This is a genomic window from Corynebacterium sp. KPL2850 (assembly GCF_040225855.1).
GTDB lineage: Bacteria > Actinomycetota > Actinomycetes > Mycobacteriales > Mycobacteriaceae > Corynebacterium.
The window spans coordinates 1-17,827 of record NZ_JBEHFV010000018.1; the positions used below are offsets into that span (position 1 = coordinate 1).

Genomic DNA, 17,827 nt, shown 5'->3' on the forward strand with positions numbered 1-17,827 from the left:
AACTCACAATGAACATCCTCTCCTACGGACACAAGATCCGTACTAATAGGGTGTCCACTAAACGAGGGTAACCTCACCCGCACTTGTTTCGCCCCGCCTCGCGCATTCGCGTGCTAGGGCGCGGCGACAGTGCGGGGATTTTTTGGGCGCCTTGCCCTCTTGGGCTCTAGGCGCCGCGGCTAGTGCCTAGTCCACGTCGAGGATGCGCTGCTTTTCTTCCTCCGGATCGAATTCGGGCGCAGGCCACGACAGGTTCAGGTGCCGCAGTGCATCAACAATGAGGTATTTCAAGGCCATGCGCGCGTATTTCTTATTATCCGTGGGGATAACAAACCACGGCGCCCAAAGCTCATCCGTCCGGCGGATGGCATCCTCATAGGCCGCCATGTATTTATTCCAATAGCCGCGCTCTTCAAGATCTGAAGGATCGTACTTCCAGTACTTATCCTCGCGCTCGGTCCGCTCAATGAGGTTTTCCTTTTGGAACTCCGGCGAGATGTGCAAAAAGACCTTCAAGATCTTTACCCGTTTTCCGGCGAGCTCTTGCTCATACTCACGAATCGCCTCAAAACGGCGGTCGATCTCTTCCTCATCTACCCACTCGTGCACGCGTTGAATCAAGACGTCTTCGTAGTGAGAACGGTCAAAGGCCACGACCTGGCCAGGAACCGGATCGTGTTTGCGGATGCGCCACAGGAAATCGTGTTTCATTTCCTCTTCCGTGGGCTTGCCAAAACCGACGGTCTTCGTGCCCTGCGGATCAAAGACGGAAAAGACATGGCGAATGGCCCCGCCTTTGCCGGAGGTATCCATTCCTTGCAGGACTACTAAAAGCGAGGGTGCATCATCGGCATGCGCCCTGCCATTAGCAAAAAGGCGCTCCTGCAAATCATAGAGCTCATCGTCATAGTGTTTGAAGCGGTCTTCTAAGTCAGACTTTGAGCCATCGAATCCTGGAGTCGCCGTGGGATCGACATCGGCAAGCTGAAAGGTCTTTCCGGCGCGGAGGTCGAGCGCATCTTTGATCTTAAATTTACCCATGGCAATTATTGTACAAACGCCAGGGTGTGGAGCGGGTGGACCGGGCGAACCGGGGCTGGCTCCCGCGGCGTCTCGCATCGAGGGAGGCAGGAGTAGTACCCCGGCCGGTTCTTTGCCTCTATAACTAAGCAAGCCGGGGAACTAGAAATGAGCTAGGAGTTGTCCGCTTCCGTTTCCGCGCTCGGGGATGCTTCCCCTGACTCCTCTGGCGTTTCTGCGTGCGTCGAAGGCGCGGAGTCCTCTTGGGAATCCTCGGAATCCTCGGCTTCCGCGTCGTCGCTTTCTTCCTCTTGACCGACGTTATTCATCGGGCTTAACTCAGAACGAGATTGCGCGACGTCATCCAAGACCGCGTGGATATACGGTGCGGCTTGATCGTGGGAATACTGCGAGGCCAGCTCCACGCCCTCCACGACGGCCGTCGCGGTGGGAACATCCGGATTAAACAATAGCTCCCAGACCGAAAGGCGCAGGATAGCGCGGTCGACGGCGGGGATGCGGTGCAGCTCCCAATTCTGGGAAAGGTACCGCGAGATCGTGTCATCGATAGCGTCTAGCTCTTCTGCTACGCCTTGGACGATGACCTTGGTGTAGTCCGCGATGGGCGCTACAGCGTGGCGATCCTCGCGCGCCAAAGCAACGCGATCCTCAACAATGGCGACGGGATCGACGTCCCGGTTCTCCGCTTCATAGAGGATATCCGCTGCGCGCCGGCGCGCCCGGTAGCGCGCGGTATGCCGTTTATGATTGATATCCCGCTTAGCAGTGTTATCAGACAAGATAAAGCCCTAGTTGTTGACGCGGGACAGGTACTCGCCGGTGCGGGTATCGATCTTTAGTACATTGCCGATTTCAATGAACAGCGGGACCTGGATCTCGGCGCCGGTCTCGAGCGTGGCGGGCTTGGTGCCGCCGGAGGAACGGTCACCCTGCAGGCCTGGCTCGGTGTGCTCTACCTTGAGGTCGACGGAGATAGGAAGCTCCGCGAACAATGCCTCATCCTCGTAGAAGGAGACCTGCACGCGCATGTTTTCCAGCAGGAAACGTGCGGCATCGCCGAACTTATCCGGCGAAAGCTCAAACTGCTCGAAGGTCTTTTCATCCATGACGACATAGCTGGTGCCGTCGTTGTACAGGTAGGTCATGTCGCGGCGGTCCACCGTGGCGGTTTCTACCTTGACACCCGAGTTCCAGGTCTTGTCCACGGTCTTTCCGGAGACAACGTCCTTCAGCTTGGTGCGCACGAATGCTGGGCCCTTGCCCGGCTTAACATGCTGAAACTCGGTGATCTGCATCAGCTTGTTGTCAATCTTGAGAACGAGTCCGTTCTTGAAATCAGTAGTATCAGCCATTGCGGTTAAACTCCCGAATATTGTGGTTGAAAGGTTGAAAGCAAAGTATAAGCCTACCGGATAGCCCTCACCCGCTGGCCCACCGGTACCCCCTAAAATCTCTTCCCGGGAAAGGGAGGAGCCGCAGGGGCCAAGCCTACCTATGCGGGCAGCTCAGTAAAGTCCTTGGAGGCGGCGGTAATGATCTTCGGGGCTCCATCGGTGATAATCAGCGTATCTTCGATGCGCACGCCGCCCTTGCCCGGCACATACACGCCCGGTTCGATGGTCAGCGTCATCCCTGGCGCCAGCTCGCCCTTACCGGTCGTGGCGGCAAAGGGTGCTTCATGCACATCCAAGCCCACGCCGTGCCCGGTGGAGTGGACGAAGTAGTCGCCGTATCCGGCATCGGCGATAACGTTGCGGCAGGCAGCGTCGACATCGGAAAGCGACGTGCCCGCTACCGCAGCCTCGGCGCCGGCCTGCTGGGCGCGCAGCACCACATCGTAGATCTCCTTGGCAAAGTCGTTTGCCGTACCCACGACATAGGTGCGGGTGCAGTCAGAGTTAAATCCGCGCAGGTGAGCGCCAAAATCGATGGTAACCAAGTCCCCATCCTCGATCACACGATCGTCCGCGCCGTGGTGTGGCATGGCAGAGTTCGGGCCAGAGGCCACGATGGTATCGAAGCTCACCCGCTCCGATCCCAGGATGCGCATGCGGAATTCCAGATCGGCGGCAACTTCGCGTTCCGTGCGACCCGCCCGCAGCTCGCCGGCGGCAAGAAGGTCCTCCAAGGCCTGGTTAGCAAGCGCCGCGATCTCCTCCAGCTTTTCTAGCTCTACCGGATCCTTCGTGATGCGGATGTCCTCGATGATTCCAGAAATCGGCACCAAGGTGACCCCATCCGGTGCGGAATCTTTCAGATCTTCCAGTTCCGACACGGACATGTAGTCGGCTTCGAAGCCGACGCGAACCGGGGTCTCATCCTTGTCGAATTGCTGTAGGAGCACCTTGCCCACAGAACGGCCCTCGACCGCCTCAAGATCCGGAACTTCCTGGGCAATCTGGGTGGTATAGCGGCCATCGGTAGCCATCAACGCGGAGAGATCCTTGCGCAGCAGCATCCCGCCGTTGGAACCGGAAAATCCGGACAGGTACCGGACGTGGATCAAGTGGGTTACCAATACCGCATCAATGCGCTGACCGGCTAATTCGGCGGCTAGCTTCCGGCGGCGGTCACTGAAACGGGTATCTGCAAGTGCCATAAAATCATCCTTTGCGCGAACGTAGTGAAGCTTAAAAATTTATTCTTCCACTATAACTATTTCCGCGGCGCAGGTGGCTAGGTTCGATGCCTTCTTTCCATCTGCGCCCGAGGGGCATCGGTCTGGCCGGTGATTATTGGCATAGATAGTCCACCGCGGCGCAGTACCCAAAGACTCCCAAACCGGCGACGACGCCGCGGGCAATGGGGCTCAAATAAGAATGGTGCCTAAACTCCTCCCGGGCGTGCACGTTGGAGATATGCACCTCCACGAAGCCGGCGCCATCGGCAATCTCTGCCAGGGCGTCGCGCAGAGCAACGGAGGTATGCGTCAGCCCACCTGGGTTAATGATGACTGCACTTCCGGCATCGGCGGCCTCGTGGACCTTCTCAATGAGCTCGCCTTCAAAATTCGACTGGAAAAACTCGACCTCTGCCCCGTGCTTCTCGGCACGCTTGGACACCAGTTCTGCGACATCACTTAGCGTCGTGGAACCATAGACGTCCGGTTGGCGCTTGCCCAACCTATTTAAGTTCGGGCCATTGAGAACAACGATTTTCATATCTACTCCGTAATGGCGGCATACGCCGCTTCCAGTTCTTCGCGCGTGGGGCCCTCTATCCGCGTCGTCGCACCGATTCCGGTCAGCGCCACGAAGCGGATCTTCCCGTCGCGGTTTTTCTTATCGTGGGTCATCGCCTCATATAATTCCGCGAATTTCCCGGGTTGATACGCCGTAGGCAGGCCGATATTGGTCAGGATGCTGCGGTGCAATTCCACGAGTTCCGCATCTATCAGGCCTCGCTGGTGGGAAAGGTGGGCGATGAACATCATGCCTACGGCTACCGCATTGCCGTGGCGCCACGCATAGTTTTCCTGCCTTTCTATGGCGTGGCCAAAGGTATGCCCATAATTAAGGGTCTCGCGCAGCCCGGCTTCCTTGAGGTCTTCTCCCACCACCGCTGCCTTCACCGCGATGGAACGCTCAATCAATTCCGGCAGGACACCGCGTGGGTCAAGGCAAGCACATGGATTTTCCACGTAGCGTTCCACGATGACCGGATCATGAATGAACCCGGTCTTAATGATCTCTGCGGAACCAGCCACGATTTCTGCCTGTGGGAGGGTGTCTAGGCGTTCCAGATCGACGCATACAGAATCCGGCTCGTGGAAGGCGCCGACGAGGTTCTTCCCGGCCTTCGTATTGATTCCGGTTTTCCCGCCCACCGCGGCATCAACCATGGCGAGAAGGGTCGTAGGAACCTGAATGACCTTAATGCCGCGCATCCATCCGGCGGCGACAAATCCTGCCATATCCGTAGTTGCCCCGCCGCCTACACCGATGACGACATCGCTGCGGCTAAAACCCGCCTCACCAAGGCGGTCCCACACGTTTCCCACCACGCTCAATTGCTTGGCCGCCTCAGCATCCGGCACCTCGCACAAGACGGGGGTGACGCCCTGCGCTTCTACGGATTTCGCGAGTTCTTCTGCGGCGGTACGCAGGGCAGGCTGGAAGATGACCGCCGCCTTATCGGCACCCGTGTCCGCACAACGCCGCGCGATATCTTCGCTTAGACCCGCTCCGATGCGGACCTCATACGGGCTCGGTCCGTTAACGGCGATGGTGGGCATTGGGTTGTCCTTTCTACGCAGCGATAACCTGCAGGGATGTGGGTGGGGTTCCCGGCTAGAGGGTTTCTAAAAAGCCCAGGATATCGCCCACGACCTGCTGCGGGGAGCGAGTATCCGTGCGTACGCGAAAATCGGCCACCTCAAGATAGAAAGGCCTGCGCGTTTCCACGATTGACCGGTAATGTTCAACCGGGTTATCCGCCGCCAGCACCGGGCGATTGCGGTCGCCGGCCGTGCGGCGCGCGCCTTCTTCTGCGGAAATATCGAGGAAGACGACGGTGTGGCGCTCCAGAAGCTCGCGCGTGGAGGCCGTCATCACCGCGCCGCCGCCCAGGCTTACTACCCCACCCTTCTGCAAGGCTTCAGCGACATGTTCGGCCTCGAGCTCGCGAAACGCCGGTTCGCCTTTCTCACTAAAGACCTCGCCGCAGGGTTTTCCCTCGGCCATTTCAATTAGGTGATCCGAATCCACCAGATCGCAATTCAGCGCATGCGAAAGCCGGCGGCCAATCGTGGACTTTCCCGCCCCGGGCGGGCCAATCAAAACGACGCAAGGATGTGGCTGTCCCGTTACATCGGTTGGCGTTGTCATCATTTACTCCTGGTTAAAGGCGAGTCGCTGCGAAACGTATTCTTCATATGCAGCAATGGCACGGCAGGTCTCGCTCAAGCTATCCCCGCCAAATTTATCTAAAACTGCGCGCGCTAGCACGAGGGAGACCATGGCTTCAGCCACAACCCCTGCTGCCGGCACGGCACAAACATCTGAGCGCTGGTGAATTGCGGTGGCATCGGCACCCGATTCCATATCGATCGTCTGCAAGGCGCGCGGCACCGTGGAAATCGGTTTCATAGCCGCACGGACACGCAATTGCTGCCCGTTGGTCATGCCACCTTCCAAGCCCCCGGCCCGGTTGCTAAGCCTTGTGACACCAGCCTCGGTGCGGACCATCTCATCGTGGGCTTCGGAGCCGCGCCGACGCGCCTCTTCAAAGCCATCGCCGATTTCTACGCCCTTGATGGCCTGAATGCCCATCAAGGCGCCGGCAAGTTGTGCATCCAAGCGGTCATCGCCGGAGATATGTGAGCCTAAGCCAATGGGTAGGCCATCGACGATTACCTCGACGATACCGCCTAAGGTATCGCCCTGCTTTTTTGCGGCTTCGATCTCTGAAATCATCGCGGACTCGGCATCCTTGTCAAAGGCGCGCACCGGAGAGTTATCGATGTCTTCGATATCCGCAAAGCTCGGGGAAGGACCCGCATAGGGCTGCGATGCGCCGATGGAAATCACGTGGGAGAAGACTTCAACGCCTAGCGTTTCCCGCAGGAAGTTCCGCGCTACGGTCGCGGCAGCTACCCGCGCGGCGGTCTCGCGCGCAGAAGAACGCTCCAAGATGGGGCGGGCTTCGCTGTGGTTATATTTCACCATGCCGGCGAAATCGGCGTGGCCTGGGCGCGGGCGCTGCAAGGGCGCGCCACGGCCCGAATTCATCGCCTTCGCTACGTCCTCGTCATCCATATCGATGGGATCTGCGGACATGACGGTGGTCCACTTCGGCCACTCTGTATTGCCAATCATGATGGCAATGGGGCTACCGATGGTCAGGCCGTGGCGGACCCCGCCGAGCAGCGTGACCTCATCGGCTTCGAACTTCATGCGCGCACCGCGGCCATATCCTAGGCGGCGTCGCGCCAGCTGATGAGAAATATCAGCACGGGTAATGGGTACTCCGGCCGGCATGTGCTCCACCATGGAGATAAGTGCCTGGCCGTGGGATTCACCAGCGGTAGTCCAACGAAGCATGCGGGTATTATCGCACGGCACCTACGCACACGGAGCAACTAGGCACCCCAATATATTCGCCTCACCCCTCAAAGAGGGGATACGCGGCCATAACCAGCCCGGCCGATACGACCATCGAGGGTCCGTGGGGCACACCGCCCTTGGCCCGCGCGATGCCGCTTGCGATCAACGTGAGTACAGCGGCGCCGCCACAGGCGATGATAACCGCCAGCGGGCCTGCCGTGGCACCAACGAGCATGCCCAGCGGCAGGGCCAATTTAATATCTCCCCCGCCGATGCCGGCGCCAAAAAGCGCCACTAGGAGGTACAGCAACGGCCAGGCTAACCCACCCCAAGTGGCAAAGGTGACCGATAACACCCCAACGGGGATGGTCAGTGCATCGGGCAAGCGCCGCTCGCGAATATCCCAGCAGCACAAGGCGGCTGCCCACAGGCCATAAAGTATTCCCCCGAAAATCCCCATGGCATAAGGCTAAGCGCCGCCTTGCCACTCTTCATGGCAAGGCGGCGCACATGGGCGTATCCCCAGCGTGCTTAGAGGTTGCGCAGGCGAAGCTCTTCCTGCAGGGCCGCGACCATTTCTTCGCGCGGTGCGGAAAGCCCGGTGAATTGCTCAAATTGGCTAAACGCTTGATGCGCCAGCATGACGTGCCCACCTACGGTGAAGTAGCCATTCGCGGCGGCACAGGCGGCGAGCGTCGTGGGCCACGGGTGATAGATCACATCGAGCACTGGGGCGTGGGCAAGCTGGAAGCGATAGTCCTCTAACGCAGCCGAAGGCACGGTGGAAATGATCAAATCCGCGGAGCGGGAAAGGTCCTCGAGGTCATCGTCAAAGGTTGCATACTGCAAATTGAGCCCGAGCCGCTCGGCCAAGGGCTGGAGTTCTGCTTGGCGGTTCGAGCGGTTCAAGATGGTGACTTGGTCGATTCCGCGTTCTGCCAGAGCCCACAGCGCTGGACGGGAAGTTCCGCCCGCGCCGATGATAAGGGCCTGAGACACGGGGCGGAGCCCAATGAGTTCTTGCAGGGCGCCGCGCACGCCCTCGGTATCGGTATTGTCCGCGCGCCACCCATGTTCGGTGCGCACCAAGGTATTGGCGGACCCGATAAGCTGCGCCCTATCGCTTTGCTCTTCCGCAACCTCGAGCGCGGCGAACTTTCCAGGCATGGTCACGGAAAAGCCGCGGTACTCGGGGCCGCATTCTTCCAAGAATGGGACAAGGGTATCGGCCGTCACCTCAAAGCGGGTATAGGACCACTCCTTGAGCCCCACTGCTGCATACCCTGCGTTGTGCAGGATAGGCGATAACGAGTGTGCGATGGGGCTACCGAGTACTGCGGCGCGCGGCATGGGAGAGCAACTACCTTTCTGGCTGCAGCCTAGAGCCTACTCAGCCGGTTGGTCCGAGGCGGCATCGCCGTTGCCGGCTCCTGCTCCCTCACCCTCGCGCTGAGAGTCAAGGACGCCGGAGCGGATAGCATCGTCCACACGGTCCAGGTGCTCATCGTAGGTATCGGAGAACACGGTGGTGCCGTCCTTATCCACGGTGACGAAGAACTTCCAGTTACCATCGGCAGGTTCTTCCATCGCGCGGATTGCCTCATCAGAAGGCGAGGAAATCGGGGTATCCGGAAGGCCTTCCTTAGCGTAGGTATTCCACGGAGTCTTCTCACCACGCGCCTCATCGGTGGTGGCCAGCTCGACATCCTCCAGACCGTAGTTCACGGTGGAGTCGAACTCGAGGCGCATGGGCTCGTCCAAGCGGTTCAGGATAACGCGGGCGACCTTGTCGAATTCGCCGGCGGGTGCCTCACGCTCCACCAAGGAGGCAGAGGTCAAAAGCTCGTACGGTGAAAGCCCAATGGCCTTGGCGCGGTTTTCGATATCGGTTTCCTCATAACGCTTGGCAGAGCGGGTAATGAGATCCTTCAGGATGTCCTTGGCGCTCATATTCGGGTCCAGAACGTACTGGCCAGGGGCAATGAGGCCCTCAATACGCTTCGGGTCATTGCCGCGCTTCTTTATAGCGTCCAGCGCCCAATCGGGTGCGCCGAGCTCCCTAGGATCGGTTTCTGCCGCTGCCTTTTCCAGCTCTTCCTTCTCCAAGCAATTGCCGTCATCGCAGCTGACCTGGGAGATCAAGGAGTAAATGCCAAAGCGCACGTCACCGCCGACGACCTTGACGTCCTCCAAGGTCGCACCGCCTTGGACCTCAAGCATGTCCACGCGGTTGTTTTCATCAAGCAATGCCTCAACCGCATTCGCCGCACTCATTTCTTCCTGCAGGCGGTAGAAGCCAGGCTGAATCTGGCTGGCACTGTGGTTCATCGAGGACGCCGAGTCAAATGCCTCTTGGGTTTTGACCACATTCTTTTCCACAAGCGTGGGTCCCAGCTCGGACATGGTGGACCCTTCGGGGACCTCCACCAATTGCGTGGTGCCGTTACCGGCCCCTTCGTAGTCGGCCGAAGAAGTGCTGATACGTACTCCGATGTAGATCAGAGCTCCTAAAATGACGATGACGGATGCGACCACCACGGCGATGCCGCGCTGGCGCCGCTTGACGTACTTATCATCCATCGATCGCCCGAGGCGTTGTTGGTTACGGCTCACGTGTTTAGTCTCCTGAGTTTGAAGGCTGGGCTACTGCATCATCCGAGCGGAGCGCGTTAGCACGCCCATCCAGCCAGGACTGTAGTATTTCCACCGCTGCAGCTTGGTCAATGATTTTCCTGCCCTTCTTTCCGGACACGCCGGACGCGCGCAGCGCGGTGGTTGCCGCTACCGTCGTCAAACGTTCATCAGCCAAGCGTACTGGTGGTGGAACTTTATCTATATTTTCATCTTGATTCAAGCGGCGTCGAATCCGAAACGCAATTTCTTTCGCGTGTTTTACACTTTTTGAGCCATTTCCTTGTAAATCACGCGGCAAACCAACAATGACTTCTACTGCGGAATATGCCTCAATAAGCTCCAGTATTCTATCAATGTCTTCTTGATCGCGGTCTTTAAAACCGGTCTTCCTGGGAACGGTTTCCACAGGGGTAGCGAGGGTGGCCTCGCGGTTGGATACCGCGACGCCAATTCGCACTGTGCCTACGTCGAGTGCTAACCGGCGGCCTTCGCCTGGGTCATTGACCCCCGGGGAATCTGGTTCAACTTTTGCCACAATAAGTCCTTAGCGCGACTGCAAAAGATCCTTGACGGCTTCGAAGCCCCGCTGTGCACCTTCCGGCGCGGTGCCGGAGCCCTGCGCCATGTCCGGTTTGCCGCCGCCGCGACCATTGACGTATTCGCCGAGGCCCTTGACGATGTCCCCAGCTTTCACGCCCTGGTCCACCGCCTTGCCCGTAGCGGCGGCAATGAACGGGAACTTACCCTTATCCACTGCACCGAGCACGATGACAGCGGCTGTGTCCTTCATGCGGTTGCGGATATCGGTGGCCACGGTGCGCAGGTCGCCGCCCGAGGTGCCATCGGGAAGCTGCAGCGTAATTGTCTTGATCCCATTGACCTCGGTAGCCGAGTCAATGATTTCAGAGGCGCGCGCGGTCAACTGTGCCTTGCGCAGGCCCTCAATTTCCTTCTCTGCGGCCTTGAGTCGCTCCGAAAGCTGCGAAATGCGCTCTGGGAGTTCCTCAGACTGCACCTTCAACTCACGGGAAACACCTTCTACCAGCGCGGTTTCCTTGGAGTAGTATCGGAAGGCATCCATGCCGGAGTAAGCCTCAATGCGGCGGGCGCCGGAGCCTACCGAGGACTCACCAAGCACGGAAACGGGGCCGATTTCTGCCGAGGAACCTACGTGGGTGCCGCCGCAGAGCTCGATGGAAAATGGTCCGCCGATTTCCACCACGCGCACCTGGTTGCCGTAGTTTTCACCGAACAGGGCCATAGCGCCCATTGCCTTGGCCTCTTCCAGCGAGGTCTCGATGGTGTTGACGGCCATATTGGCATCGATCGCCTGGTTGGTAATCAGGGCGATTTCTTCCATTTGCTCTTGGCTCAACTGCTCGGTGTAGTTGAAGTCGAAGCGCAGGTAGCCCGGGCGGTTAAGCGAGCCTGCCTGCACCGCCGTGGGCCCCAGCACCTGTCGCAGGGCTGCGTGAATGAGGTGGGTGGCCGAGTGCGCCTGGGTTGCACCGTGGCGCCACTTCTCATCGACGGAAGCCTCGACGGACATGCCGAGGTCTAGTCCGCCGGCGGTAACGGAAGCCTTGTGTACCCACAGCTTCTTGCCAATCTTCTGGACGTCATTGACCTCCAAGAGCGATTCGCCCGCAGAAATGCGGCCGCGGTCAGCCATCTGTCCGCCGGACTCAGCGTAGAGCGGCGAGTGGTCCAAAATGACCTCAACCTCATCGCCCTCGTGCACCTCGTTGACCTTCTGGCCGTCTTTGACCAGACCGATGACGTTTGTACCCGAGACCAGTTCCTCATAACCAGTGAATACGGTGGGGTTATTATCCACCCAGTCGCGGTACAAGGAAAGGTCAGTGTGGCCGTGCTTCTTAGCCTGGTTATCGGCCTTTGCGCGGCGGCGCTGCTCGCCCATGGCGGCGTTAAAGCCTTCCATGTCCACGTCAAGGCCGGCTTCCTGCGCCATTTCCAGAGTGAGGTCGATGGGGAAACCGTAGGTATCGTGCAGCTCAAAGGCCTTATCACCGGAGAGCACCTTTTGGGTCTTCGCGCGGTGGGTGGAGCGCAGGTCATCCACGGCTTCATCGAAAAGCTTGGTGCCAGACTCCAGCGTCTTCAAAAACGCCTTTTCCTCATTGATGGCCACGCGGAGGATGCGCTCGCGGTTATCCGCAATCTCAGGATACGACGGGGTCATGGTGTCCATGACCGTATTCATGAAGCGCTCCATGGTGGCGTCCTCGGCTCCGAGCAGCTTTGCTGAGCGAATGATGCGGCGCAACAGGCGGCGCAGGATATAGCCCCTGCCCTCATTACCTGGCGTAACGCCATCCAAGATGAGCATCATGCCGGTGCGCGAGTGGTCAGCCACCACGCGGAAGCGAATATTATCCTGGTGCGTTGCCTTCTCGCCGTAGGTGGCGCCGGTCAGCTCCTCGGCAACGTCAATAACTGGCCGCAACAGGTCGGTCTCGTAGACGTTGTCTACTCCCTGCAACAGGCAGGCGACGCGCTCGATACCCAAACCGGTATCGATGTTTTTCTTCGGCAGCTCTCCGACGATCTCAAAATCGCCTTTTCCGGTCCCCTCGCCGCGCTCATTTTGCATGAACACGAGGTTCCAGATCTCCATGTAGCGGTTATCGTCTGCGATCGGGCCGCCGTCTTTGCCGTATCCGGGCCCGCGATCGTAATAAATTTCCGAGCAAGGACCACACGGACCCGGCACGCCCATGGACCAGTAGTTATCTTCCATGCCAAGGCGCTGGATGCGCTCTTCTGGCACGCCGATCTTATCGCGCCAGATTTCCGCTGCCTCATCGTCATCGAGGTACACGGTGACCCACAGGCGCTCCGGATCTAGGCCAAACCCGCCGTCTGCTACATCTTTGGTCAGCAGGTTCCATGCATTGGAAATGGCGCCTTCCTTGAAGTACTGGCCAAAGGAGAAGTTACCCGCCATTTGGAAGAAGGTGTTGTGGCGGGTGGTAATGCCCACCTCCTCAATATCCAAGGTGCGCACGCACTTTTGGATAGAGGTGGCAAGGCCTTGGGAAAATGGTGGGGTCTGCTGGCCCAAGAAATAGGGCTTGAAGGGCACCATGCCCGCGTTAACGAAAAGCAGGTTAGGGTCATCCAGGATCAAAGAGGCGCTGGGGACAACCTCGTGACCAGAATTGACGAAGTGCTGGGTAAACCGTTCCCGGATCTCATGAGTCTTCACGAGCAATAATCCTAACTGTCTAAGCTTTTATCTTCCATCAAGAAGCTTTCTAACCCACCCAACTTTACCTACTGGTTGGCAGGTCTTGCCCATCGGTGGGGCCAAAACCAGCCAAGCCGGCTTGCACTTATCGTCGCTTCCCGCGAAGTATCCTGCGCAAACGGCCAATATAGTCAAAGATTCGCTTCTCAGCGCCGTGCTCGGTGGGCTCATAATATACTGTGCCCTCGAGCTCATCGGGCAAGTATTGTTGCTCCACTACCCCGCGCGGATCATCGTGAGGATAGGAATACCCCGTCGCATTGCCCAGCCGCTTGGCACCCTCATAGTGACCATCGCGCAGGTGCGGCGGCACGTGGCCGACTTTGCCGGCGGCGACATCGGCCTGCGCCTTAGTGATGGCAGCGATAACGGACGGTGATTTCGGCGCCGTTGCAAGGTGAATCGTGGCCTGCGCCAGTGGAATGCGTGCTTCCGGCAAGCCGATCAGTTGCGCCGCCTCTGCGGCAGCAACGGCGACTTGCAAGGCGGTGGGATCTGCCATGCCAATATCTTCTGAGGCATGAACCATCAGGCGGCGGGCAATAAACCGGGGATCTTCGCCGGCCTCGACCATGCGCGCTAAATAGTGCAGCGCGGCATCGACATCGGAGCCTCGGATGGACTTGATGAACGCGGAAGTCACGTCGTAGTGCTGATCGCCGTCGCGGTCATAGCGCACCACCGCCCGATTCACGTTATCCGTAATCGTGGTCGCAGTGATCTCGCCGCCATCATCAACTGCTTCCGCGGCCGCTTCGAGGTAGGTCAGGCTGCGCCGGGCGTCACCGCCAGAGAGCACGACGAGCTGACTTAACGCCTCATCAGTAATGGTTAAGTCGCGCTCCCCTAGTCCCCGGTCGCTTTCTAACGCGCGGCGCGCTACGCCCTTGAGGTCCTCTTCGCTCAGCGAGTGCAGTTGCAGTAGAAGCGAGCGGGAAAGCAACGGCGAGACGACCGAGAAGGATGGGTTTTCGGTCGTCGCAGCGACGAGCAGCACCGTCCGGTTTTCCACCGCTGCCAGCAAGGCGTCCTGCTGGGTTTTGGAGAAGCGGTGAACCTCATCGATAAAAAGCACTGTCCTGCGGCCGTGGATGAGTTCCTGCCGGGCATGGGTAATGACTTCGCGCACCTGCTTCACCCCTGAATCGAGGGCGGAGAGACCAACAAAGTTTTGGCCCATCTGGCTCGCGATGAGCGAGGCAATCGTCGTCTTGCCGGTCCCAGGGGGACCATACAAAATGACCGAGGCTTCGCCGGAGCCTTCGACTAGGCGGCGCAGCGGCTTGCCCGGGGCAAGAAGGTGGTCTTGCCCCACAACCTCTTCTAGGGTTTGTGGGCGCATGCGGGCGGCCAAGGGCGAGCCGGAGTGCGTGGCAAAGAGATTGGCCGTGGGAAAAGACGATGACGAGCCATCGCCTCCCATAGTGCCGCCGGCATTGGGAGAGGCGCCGAAGAGAGAATCCTGGCTCATGTGGTTTTAGCTCCCCAGAAAGGTGTAGTGATTAGTCGTCGTGGACGCGGCGGGCAACGATGGTGCCAAATTCCGCGATTGCCGTACATGGTGCGGTTCCGCACTGGGCGGCGTAGCGCGCGAGCGCGTCGAAGGTTTCATAGAGGTCTTGGCGCACCAAAAGTTCGTCCTCATTAAAAGGCCCGCTTTCCGGCGAGCGCAGGATCGAACGCTTTGGGTCATGGACAATCTCCGCGTCGCCGCTAGCAAGGGCAACCAATCCCTCAATTCCCCCGGCGTGCATCGTGGTCACGCTCGACAAGGCCCAGCCGATGAGGGAAGCGACGATAAGCCCGTGCAGTTCGTCTTCGTCGGCAAAGCGCGGCCACACCTCAGATACCTCGCGCGACCATGCGGCGAGGAATATATCTGCTTCCTTATCCGTAATTGGCTTAGAAAACAGGAACTGCGGGAAGCCCGCGATAACGCACGCGACGTCAAAGCCCACGTTCCTAAAACCGGCCCATTCATAGTCCAAGAAGTGCAGGCGCTTGGAGACGATGATGTTATCCGGCGATAAATCGAAGGGAGTAAAGGCCCTATCCTTGCCGGAGGCGAGGGATTCAGCGGCTTGATCGGCTAAACTGCGGAAGCTTTCGGGGGCTTCAAGCCCCGCCTCATCAAGCAGGCTCAGCCCGATGCCGATGGAGCGATACAGGGACTGATCGCGCACAGATTGGTGATCGGCGTATTCCGGGTTATGCCGCAAGGTGCGGTTGAGCAGGGTCTCGAAATCCTGCTCATGATCCGCGGTGCCTACGTGGATATGCCCCAATGCCGTGCCCAAGGAGCGCAGGATCCGAATGCGATCCTCATCGCCGGATTCTAAGAGCACATCCGCAAGGGTCTCGGCCTCCCCCAAATCCGTCAGGACGATGATGCGCCGGTCTAAATCATGCGCGAGCAGCACCGGCCCTGGGCGCACGTCTTCTGCTAAGGCGGTGGTGAATTGATAGGCCACGACCTCGCGCAGCATTGCCGCGTCATCCACGCCGTAGCCGGTGACCGGATTGTATTTGATGACCACAGAGCGATGCGGCAAAAAGGCGCTAGGGGCAACCTTCGCGCGCAGGACTAAAGCATTGCCGGATCCGCCTAGATCCTCAATGTCTGACATTTCCGGCGTGCCACCAAAGCGGCGCGACAACATTTCCGATGCGGCACCAATGACCTCATCGGCCGAAAGCACTGTCTGTGTATCAACCATAGTTCTATCCAGTATGCCCGCCAACACAAAGCGGGGGCTACACCCTCGCCGCACAAGTTTCCACTGCGGCGAGGGCGCGCGCCCCGCTTACCCTAAAAATGGTGTCGTGATAGCGAGCCTAAGAGCTAGTTCTCCTGCTCTGATTTCGCGGCCTTAGCCTCTTCGCCGTCCTTTTTCTTCTCCGGCTTGAAGTCCACGCCGGTCTCCTTGCGCTGTGCGGCAGGGATGGGCGCGGGGGCATCGGTAAGCGGATCCACGCCGCCACCGGACTTCGGGAAGGCAATGACGTCGCGGATGGAGTCAAAGCCGCCCAAAAGGGACACGATGCGGTCCCAACCAAAGGCGATGCCGCCGTGTGGAGGTGCGCCGTAGGAGAAAGCGTCGAGCAAGAAGCCGAACTTTTCTTGTGCTTCCTCATCGCCGATGCCCATGACCTCGAAGACGCGCTTTTGCACATCTTCTTGGTGGATACGGATGGAACCGCCGCCGATCTCGTTGCCGTTGCACACGATGTCGTAAGCGTAGGCCGTGGCCTCGCCCGGGTTCTCGTCGAAGGAATCGATCCACTCCGGCTTCGGCGAGGTGAAGGCGTGGTGCACCGCGGTCCACTTGGAGTGGCCCAAGGCCACGTCGCCGGAAGCGGTGGCGTCGGCAGAAGGCTCAAAGAGCGGGGCGTCAACGACCCAGGTAAAGGCCCAGTCGCCTTCCTTGATGAGGTCGAGCTTCTTGGCGATTTCACCGCGGGCCGCACCCAGCAGCGCGCGGGAAGACTTGGTATCGCCGGCGGCGAAGAAGATGGCGTCACCGGGCTTTGCGCCAACGTGCTCGGCGATGCCCTCGCGCTCCGCGTCGGTGATGTTCTTGGCTACTGGCCCGCCCAAAGTGCCATCTTCTGCAACGGTGATGTAGGCAAGGCCCTTGGCGCCGCGCTGCTTGGCCCAGTCCTGCCATGCATCAAACTGGCGGCGCGGCTGCGAAGCACCGCCGTCCATGACCACGGCACCGACGTATTCGTTCTGGAAGACGCGGAAGGTGGTGTCCTTGAAGAACTCCGTGCACTCGACGATCTTGATATCGAAGCGCAGATCCGGCTTATCGGAGCCGTAGTACTTCATGGCATCGGCATAGGTCATGCGCGGGATTGGGGTCTGAATGTCGTAGCCGATGAGCTTCCACAGCTCTTTGACAATCTCTTCACCAAGCGCGATGACATCGTCTTGATCCACGAAGGACATCTCTACGTCCAGTTGGGTAAATTCCGGCTGGCGGTCGGCGCGGAAGTCCTCATCGCGGTAGCACCGCGCGATCTGGTAATAGCGCTCCATGCCAGCTACCATCAGCAGCTGCTTGAATAGCTGCGGCGACTGCGGCAGCGCGTACCAGGAGCCTGGCTTCAGGCGGGCAGGCACCAAAAAGTCGCGCGCGCCCTCTGGGGTAGAGCGGGTCAAGGTGGGGGTTTCGATTTCGGCGAAATCGTGCTTATCCAGCACGTTACGGGCCGCGCGGTTGGCAGCGGAGCGCAGGCGCAGTGCCTTTGCCTGGCGCTCGCGGCGCAGATCCAAGTAGCGGTACTTCAGGCGGGTTTCCTCGCCTACCTCGCCAGAGGCGGAAGGATCATCTACCTGGAAGGGCAGCGCTGCGGATTTGTTGAGCACCTCCAGGTCGGTGACGTTGACCTCGATGTCTCCGGAAGGCAGGTTCGGGTTTTCGGAGCCTTCTGGGCGCGGTTCCACTACGCCGGTTACCTTGACGCAGTATTCCGAACGCAGGTCGTGGGCGCGCTCTGCCACATCGGATTCGCGGAAGACCACCTGGGCAATGCCGGAACGATCGCGCAGGTCAATGAAGATCACGCCGCCGTGGTCACGGCGACGAGATACCCAACCGGTTAGGGTTACGGTCTCTTCTGCCAGTTCTTTGCGGAGCTCACCGGCCAAATGGGTACGCAGCACTATAATTCAATCCCTTCTGAAATGGAGTTACTTGCGGGTCCAGCCACGCGTAAACAGCGCGCGCCCAACCAAGCACAAGACTAGGAACTTGGCCAATTCTACATCCCACCGCCACTTTCGCCCCTATTAAGCCCACTTAAGCCACCGCGCAGGCAAGCAGCCCCGGCA

Annotated in this window: 16 protein-coding genes; all 16 read right to left on the reverse strand. The window is 59.3% G+C overall.

What is annotated here, in order from left to right:
* Positions 1-186: 186 nt before the first annotated feature.
* Entirely contained in the window at positions 187-1,041 is an 855-nt protein-coding gene (locus ABRP93_RS07245; RefSeq protein WP_349864092.1) for a PPK2 family polyphosphate kinase, read from the reverse strand.
* Positions 1,042-1,193: 152 nt separating this feature from the next.
* A complete protein-coding gene (gene nusB / locus ABRP93_RS07250) occupies positions 1,194-1,820 on the reverse strand; it encodes a transcription antitermination factor NusB (RefSeq protein WP_349887474.1) in 627 nt (208 codons plus the stop codon).
* A gap of 9 nt (positions 1,821-1,829) precedes the next feature.
* Positions 1,830-2,393 (reverse strand): elongation factor P, encoded by a 564-nt coding sequence (gene efp, locus ABRP93_RS07255; RefSeq protein WP_023017433.1) that lies wholly within the window; start codon positions 2,391-2,393, stop codon positions 1,830-1,832.
* Between the two features lie 140 nt (positions 2,394-2,533).
* Entirely contained in the window at positions 2,534-3,640 is a 1,107-nt protein-coding gene (locus ABRP93_RS07260) for a M24 family metallopeptidase (RefSeq protein ID WP_349887475.1), read from the reverse strand.
* 133 nt (positions 3,641-3,773) lie between these two features.
* Positions 3,774-4,202, reverse strand: a complete 429-nt coding sequence (gene aroQ, locus ABRP93_RS07265; RefSeq protein WP_349887476.1) for a type II 3-dehydroquinate dehydratase — start codon at positions 4,200-4,202, stop codon at positions 3,774-3,776.
* A 2-nt stretch (positions 4,203-4,204) separates the two neighbouring features.
* Positions 4,205-5,275, reverse strand: coding sequence for a 3-dehydroquinate synthase (aroB, locus tag ABRP93_RS07270; protein ID WP_349887477.1), 1,071 nt, complete (start codon positions 5,273-5,275; stop codon positions 4,205-4,207).
* A 55-nt stretch (positions 5,276-5,330) separates the two neighbouring features.
* Entirely contained in the window at positions 5,331-5,870 is a 540-nt protein-coding gene (locus tag ABRP93_RS07275) for a shikimate kinase (RefSeq protein WP_278724120.1), read from the reverse strand.
* Complete coding sequence (gene aroC / locus ABRP93_RS07280; RefSeq protein ID WP_349887478.1) at positions 5,871-7,082, reverse strand: chorismate synthase; 1,212 nt, start codon at positions 7,080-7,082, stop codon at positions 5,871-5,873.
* Between the two features lie 61 nt (positions 7,083-7,143).
* On the reverse strand, positions 7,144-7,545 hold the full coding sequence (locus ABRP93_RS07285; RefSeq protein WP_349887479.1) for a prepilin peptidase: 402 nt from the start codon (positions 7,543-7,545) through the stop codon (positions 7,144-7,146).
* A gap of 71 nt (positions 7,546-7,616) precedes the next feature.
* A complete protein-coding gene (locus tag ABRP93_RS07290) occupies positions 7,617-8,435 on the reverse strand; it encodes a shikimate dehydrogenase (RefSeq protein ID WP_349887480.1) in 819 nt (272 codons plus the stop codon).
* A 36-nt stretch (positions 8,436-8,471) separates the two neighbouring features.
* Entirely contained in the window at positions 8,472-9,665 is a 1,194-nt protein-coding gene (mltG, locus tag ABRP93_RS07295; RefSeq protein ID WP_349887509.1) for an endolytic transglycosylase MltG, read from the reverse strand.
* Between the two features lie 37 nt (positions 9,666-9,702).
* The gene (gene ruvX / locus ABRP93_RS07300) at positions 9,703-10,254 is read right to left on the reverse strand and encodes a Holliday junction resolvase RuvX (protein WP_349887481.1); all 552 of its coding nucleotides are present in this window, start codon (positions 10,252-10,254) and stop codon (positions 9,703-9,705) included.
* A 9-nt stretch (positions 10,255-10,263) separates the two neighbouring features.
* Positions 10,264-12,948: an alanine--tRNA ligase gene (gene alaS / locus ABRP93_RS07305; protein ID WP_349887483.1), complete on the reverse strand. Its 2,685-nt coding sequence runs from the start codon at positions 12,946-12,948 to the stop codon at positions 10,264-10,266.
* A 127-nt stretch (positions 12,949-13,075) separates the two neighbouring features.
* Positions 13,076-14,461: a replication-associated recombination protein A gene (locus tag ABRP93_RS07310; protein ID WP_349853747.1), complete on the reverse strand. Its 1,386-nt coding sequence runs from the start codon at positions 14,459-14,461 to the stop codon at positions 13,076-13,078.
* A 31-nt stretch (positions 14,462-14,492) separates the two neighbouring features.
* On the reverse strand, positions 14,493-15,707 hold the full coding sequence (locus tag ABRP93_RS07315; protein ID WP_349887484.1) for a phosphotransferase family protein: 1,215 nt from the start codon (positions 15,705-15,707) through the stop codon (positions 14,493-14,495).
* Positions 15,708-15,832: 125 nt separating this feature from the next.
* Entirely contained in the window at positions 15,833-17,659 is a 1,827-nt protein-coding gene (gene aspS / locus ABRP93_RS07320) for an aspartate--tRNA ligase (RefSeq protein WP_349887485.1), read from the reverse strand.
* Between the last annotated feature and the right edge of the window lie 168 nt (positions 17,660-17,827).

Excerpts from the sequence above, each read along its gene's own strand:
- ABRP93_RS07245 (WP_349864092.1), bottom strand. The coding sequence starts at position 1,041 with ATGGGTAAATTTAAGATCAAAGATGCGCTCGACCTCCGCGCCGGAAAG.
- efp (WP_023017433.1), bottom strand. The coding sequence starts at position 2,393 with ATGGCTGATACTACTGATTTCAAGAACGGACTCGTTCTCAAGATTGAC.
- ABRP93_RS07260 (WP_349887475.1), bottom strand. The coding sequence starts at position 3,640 with ATGGCACTTGCAGATACCCGTTTCAGTGACCGCCGCCGGAAGCTAGCC.
- aroQ (WP_349887476.1), bottom strand. The coding sequence starts at position 4,202 with ATGAAAATCGTTGTTCTCAATGGCCCGAACTTAAATAGGTTGGGCAAG.
- aroB (WP_349887477.1), bottom strand. The coding sequence starts at position 5,275 with ATGCCCACCATCGCCGTTAACGGACCGAGCCCGTATGAGGTCCGCATC.
- ABRP93_RS07275 (WP_278724120.1), bottom strand. The coding sequence starts at position 5,870 with ATGATGACAACGCCAACCGATGTAACGGGACAGCCACATCCTTGCGTC.
- aroC (WP_349887478.1), bottom strand. The coding sequence starts at position 7,082 with ATGCTTCGTTGGACTACCGCTGGTGAATCCCACGGCCAGGCACTTATC.
- ABRP93_RS07285 (WP_349887479.1), bottom strand. The coding sequence starts at position 7,545 with ATGGGGATTTTCGGGGGAATACTTTATGGCCTGTGGGCAGCCGCCTTG.
- ABRP93_RS07290 (WP_349887480.1), bottom strand. The coding sequence starts at position 8,435 with ATGCCGCGCGCCGCAGTACTCGGTAGCCCCATCGCACACTCGTTATCG.
- mltG (WP_349887509.1), bottom strand. The coding sequence starts at position 9,665 with ATGGATGATAAGTACGTCAAGCGGCGCCAGCGCGGCATCGCCGTGGTG.
- ABRP93_RS07310 (WP_349853747.1), bottom strand. The coding sequence starts at position 14,461 with ATGAGCCAGGATTCTCTCTTCGGCGCCTCTCCCAATGCCGGCGGCACT.
- ABRP93_RS07315 (WP_349887484.1), bottom strand. The coding sequence starts at position 15,707 with ATGGTTGATACACAGACAGTGCTTTCGGCCGATGAGGTCATTGGTGCC.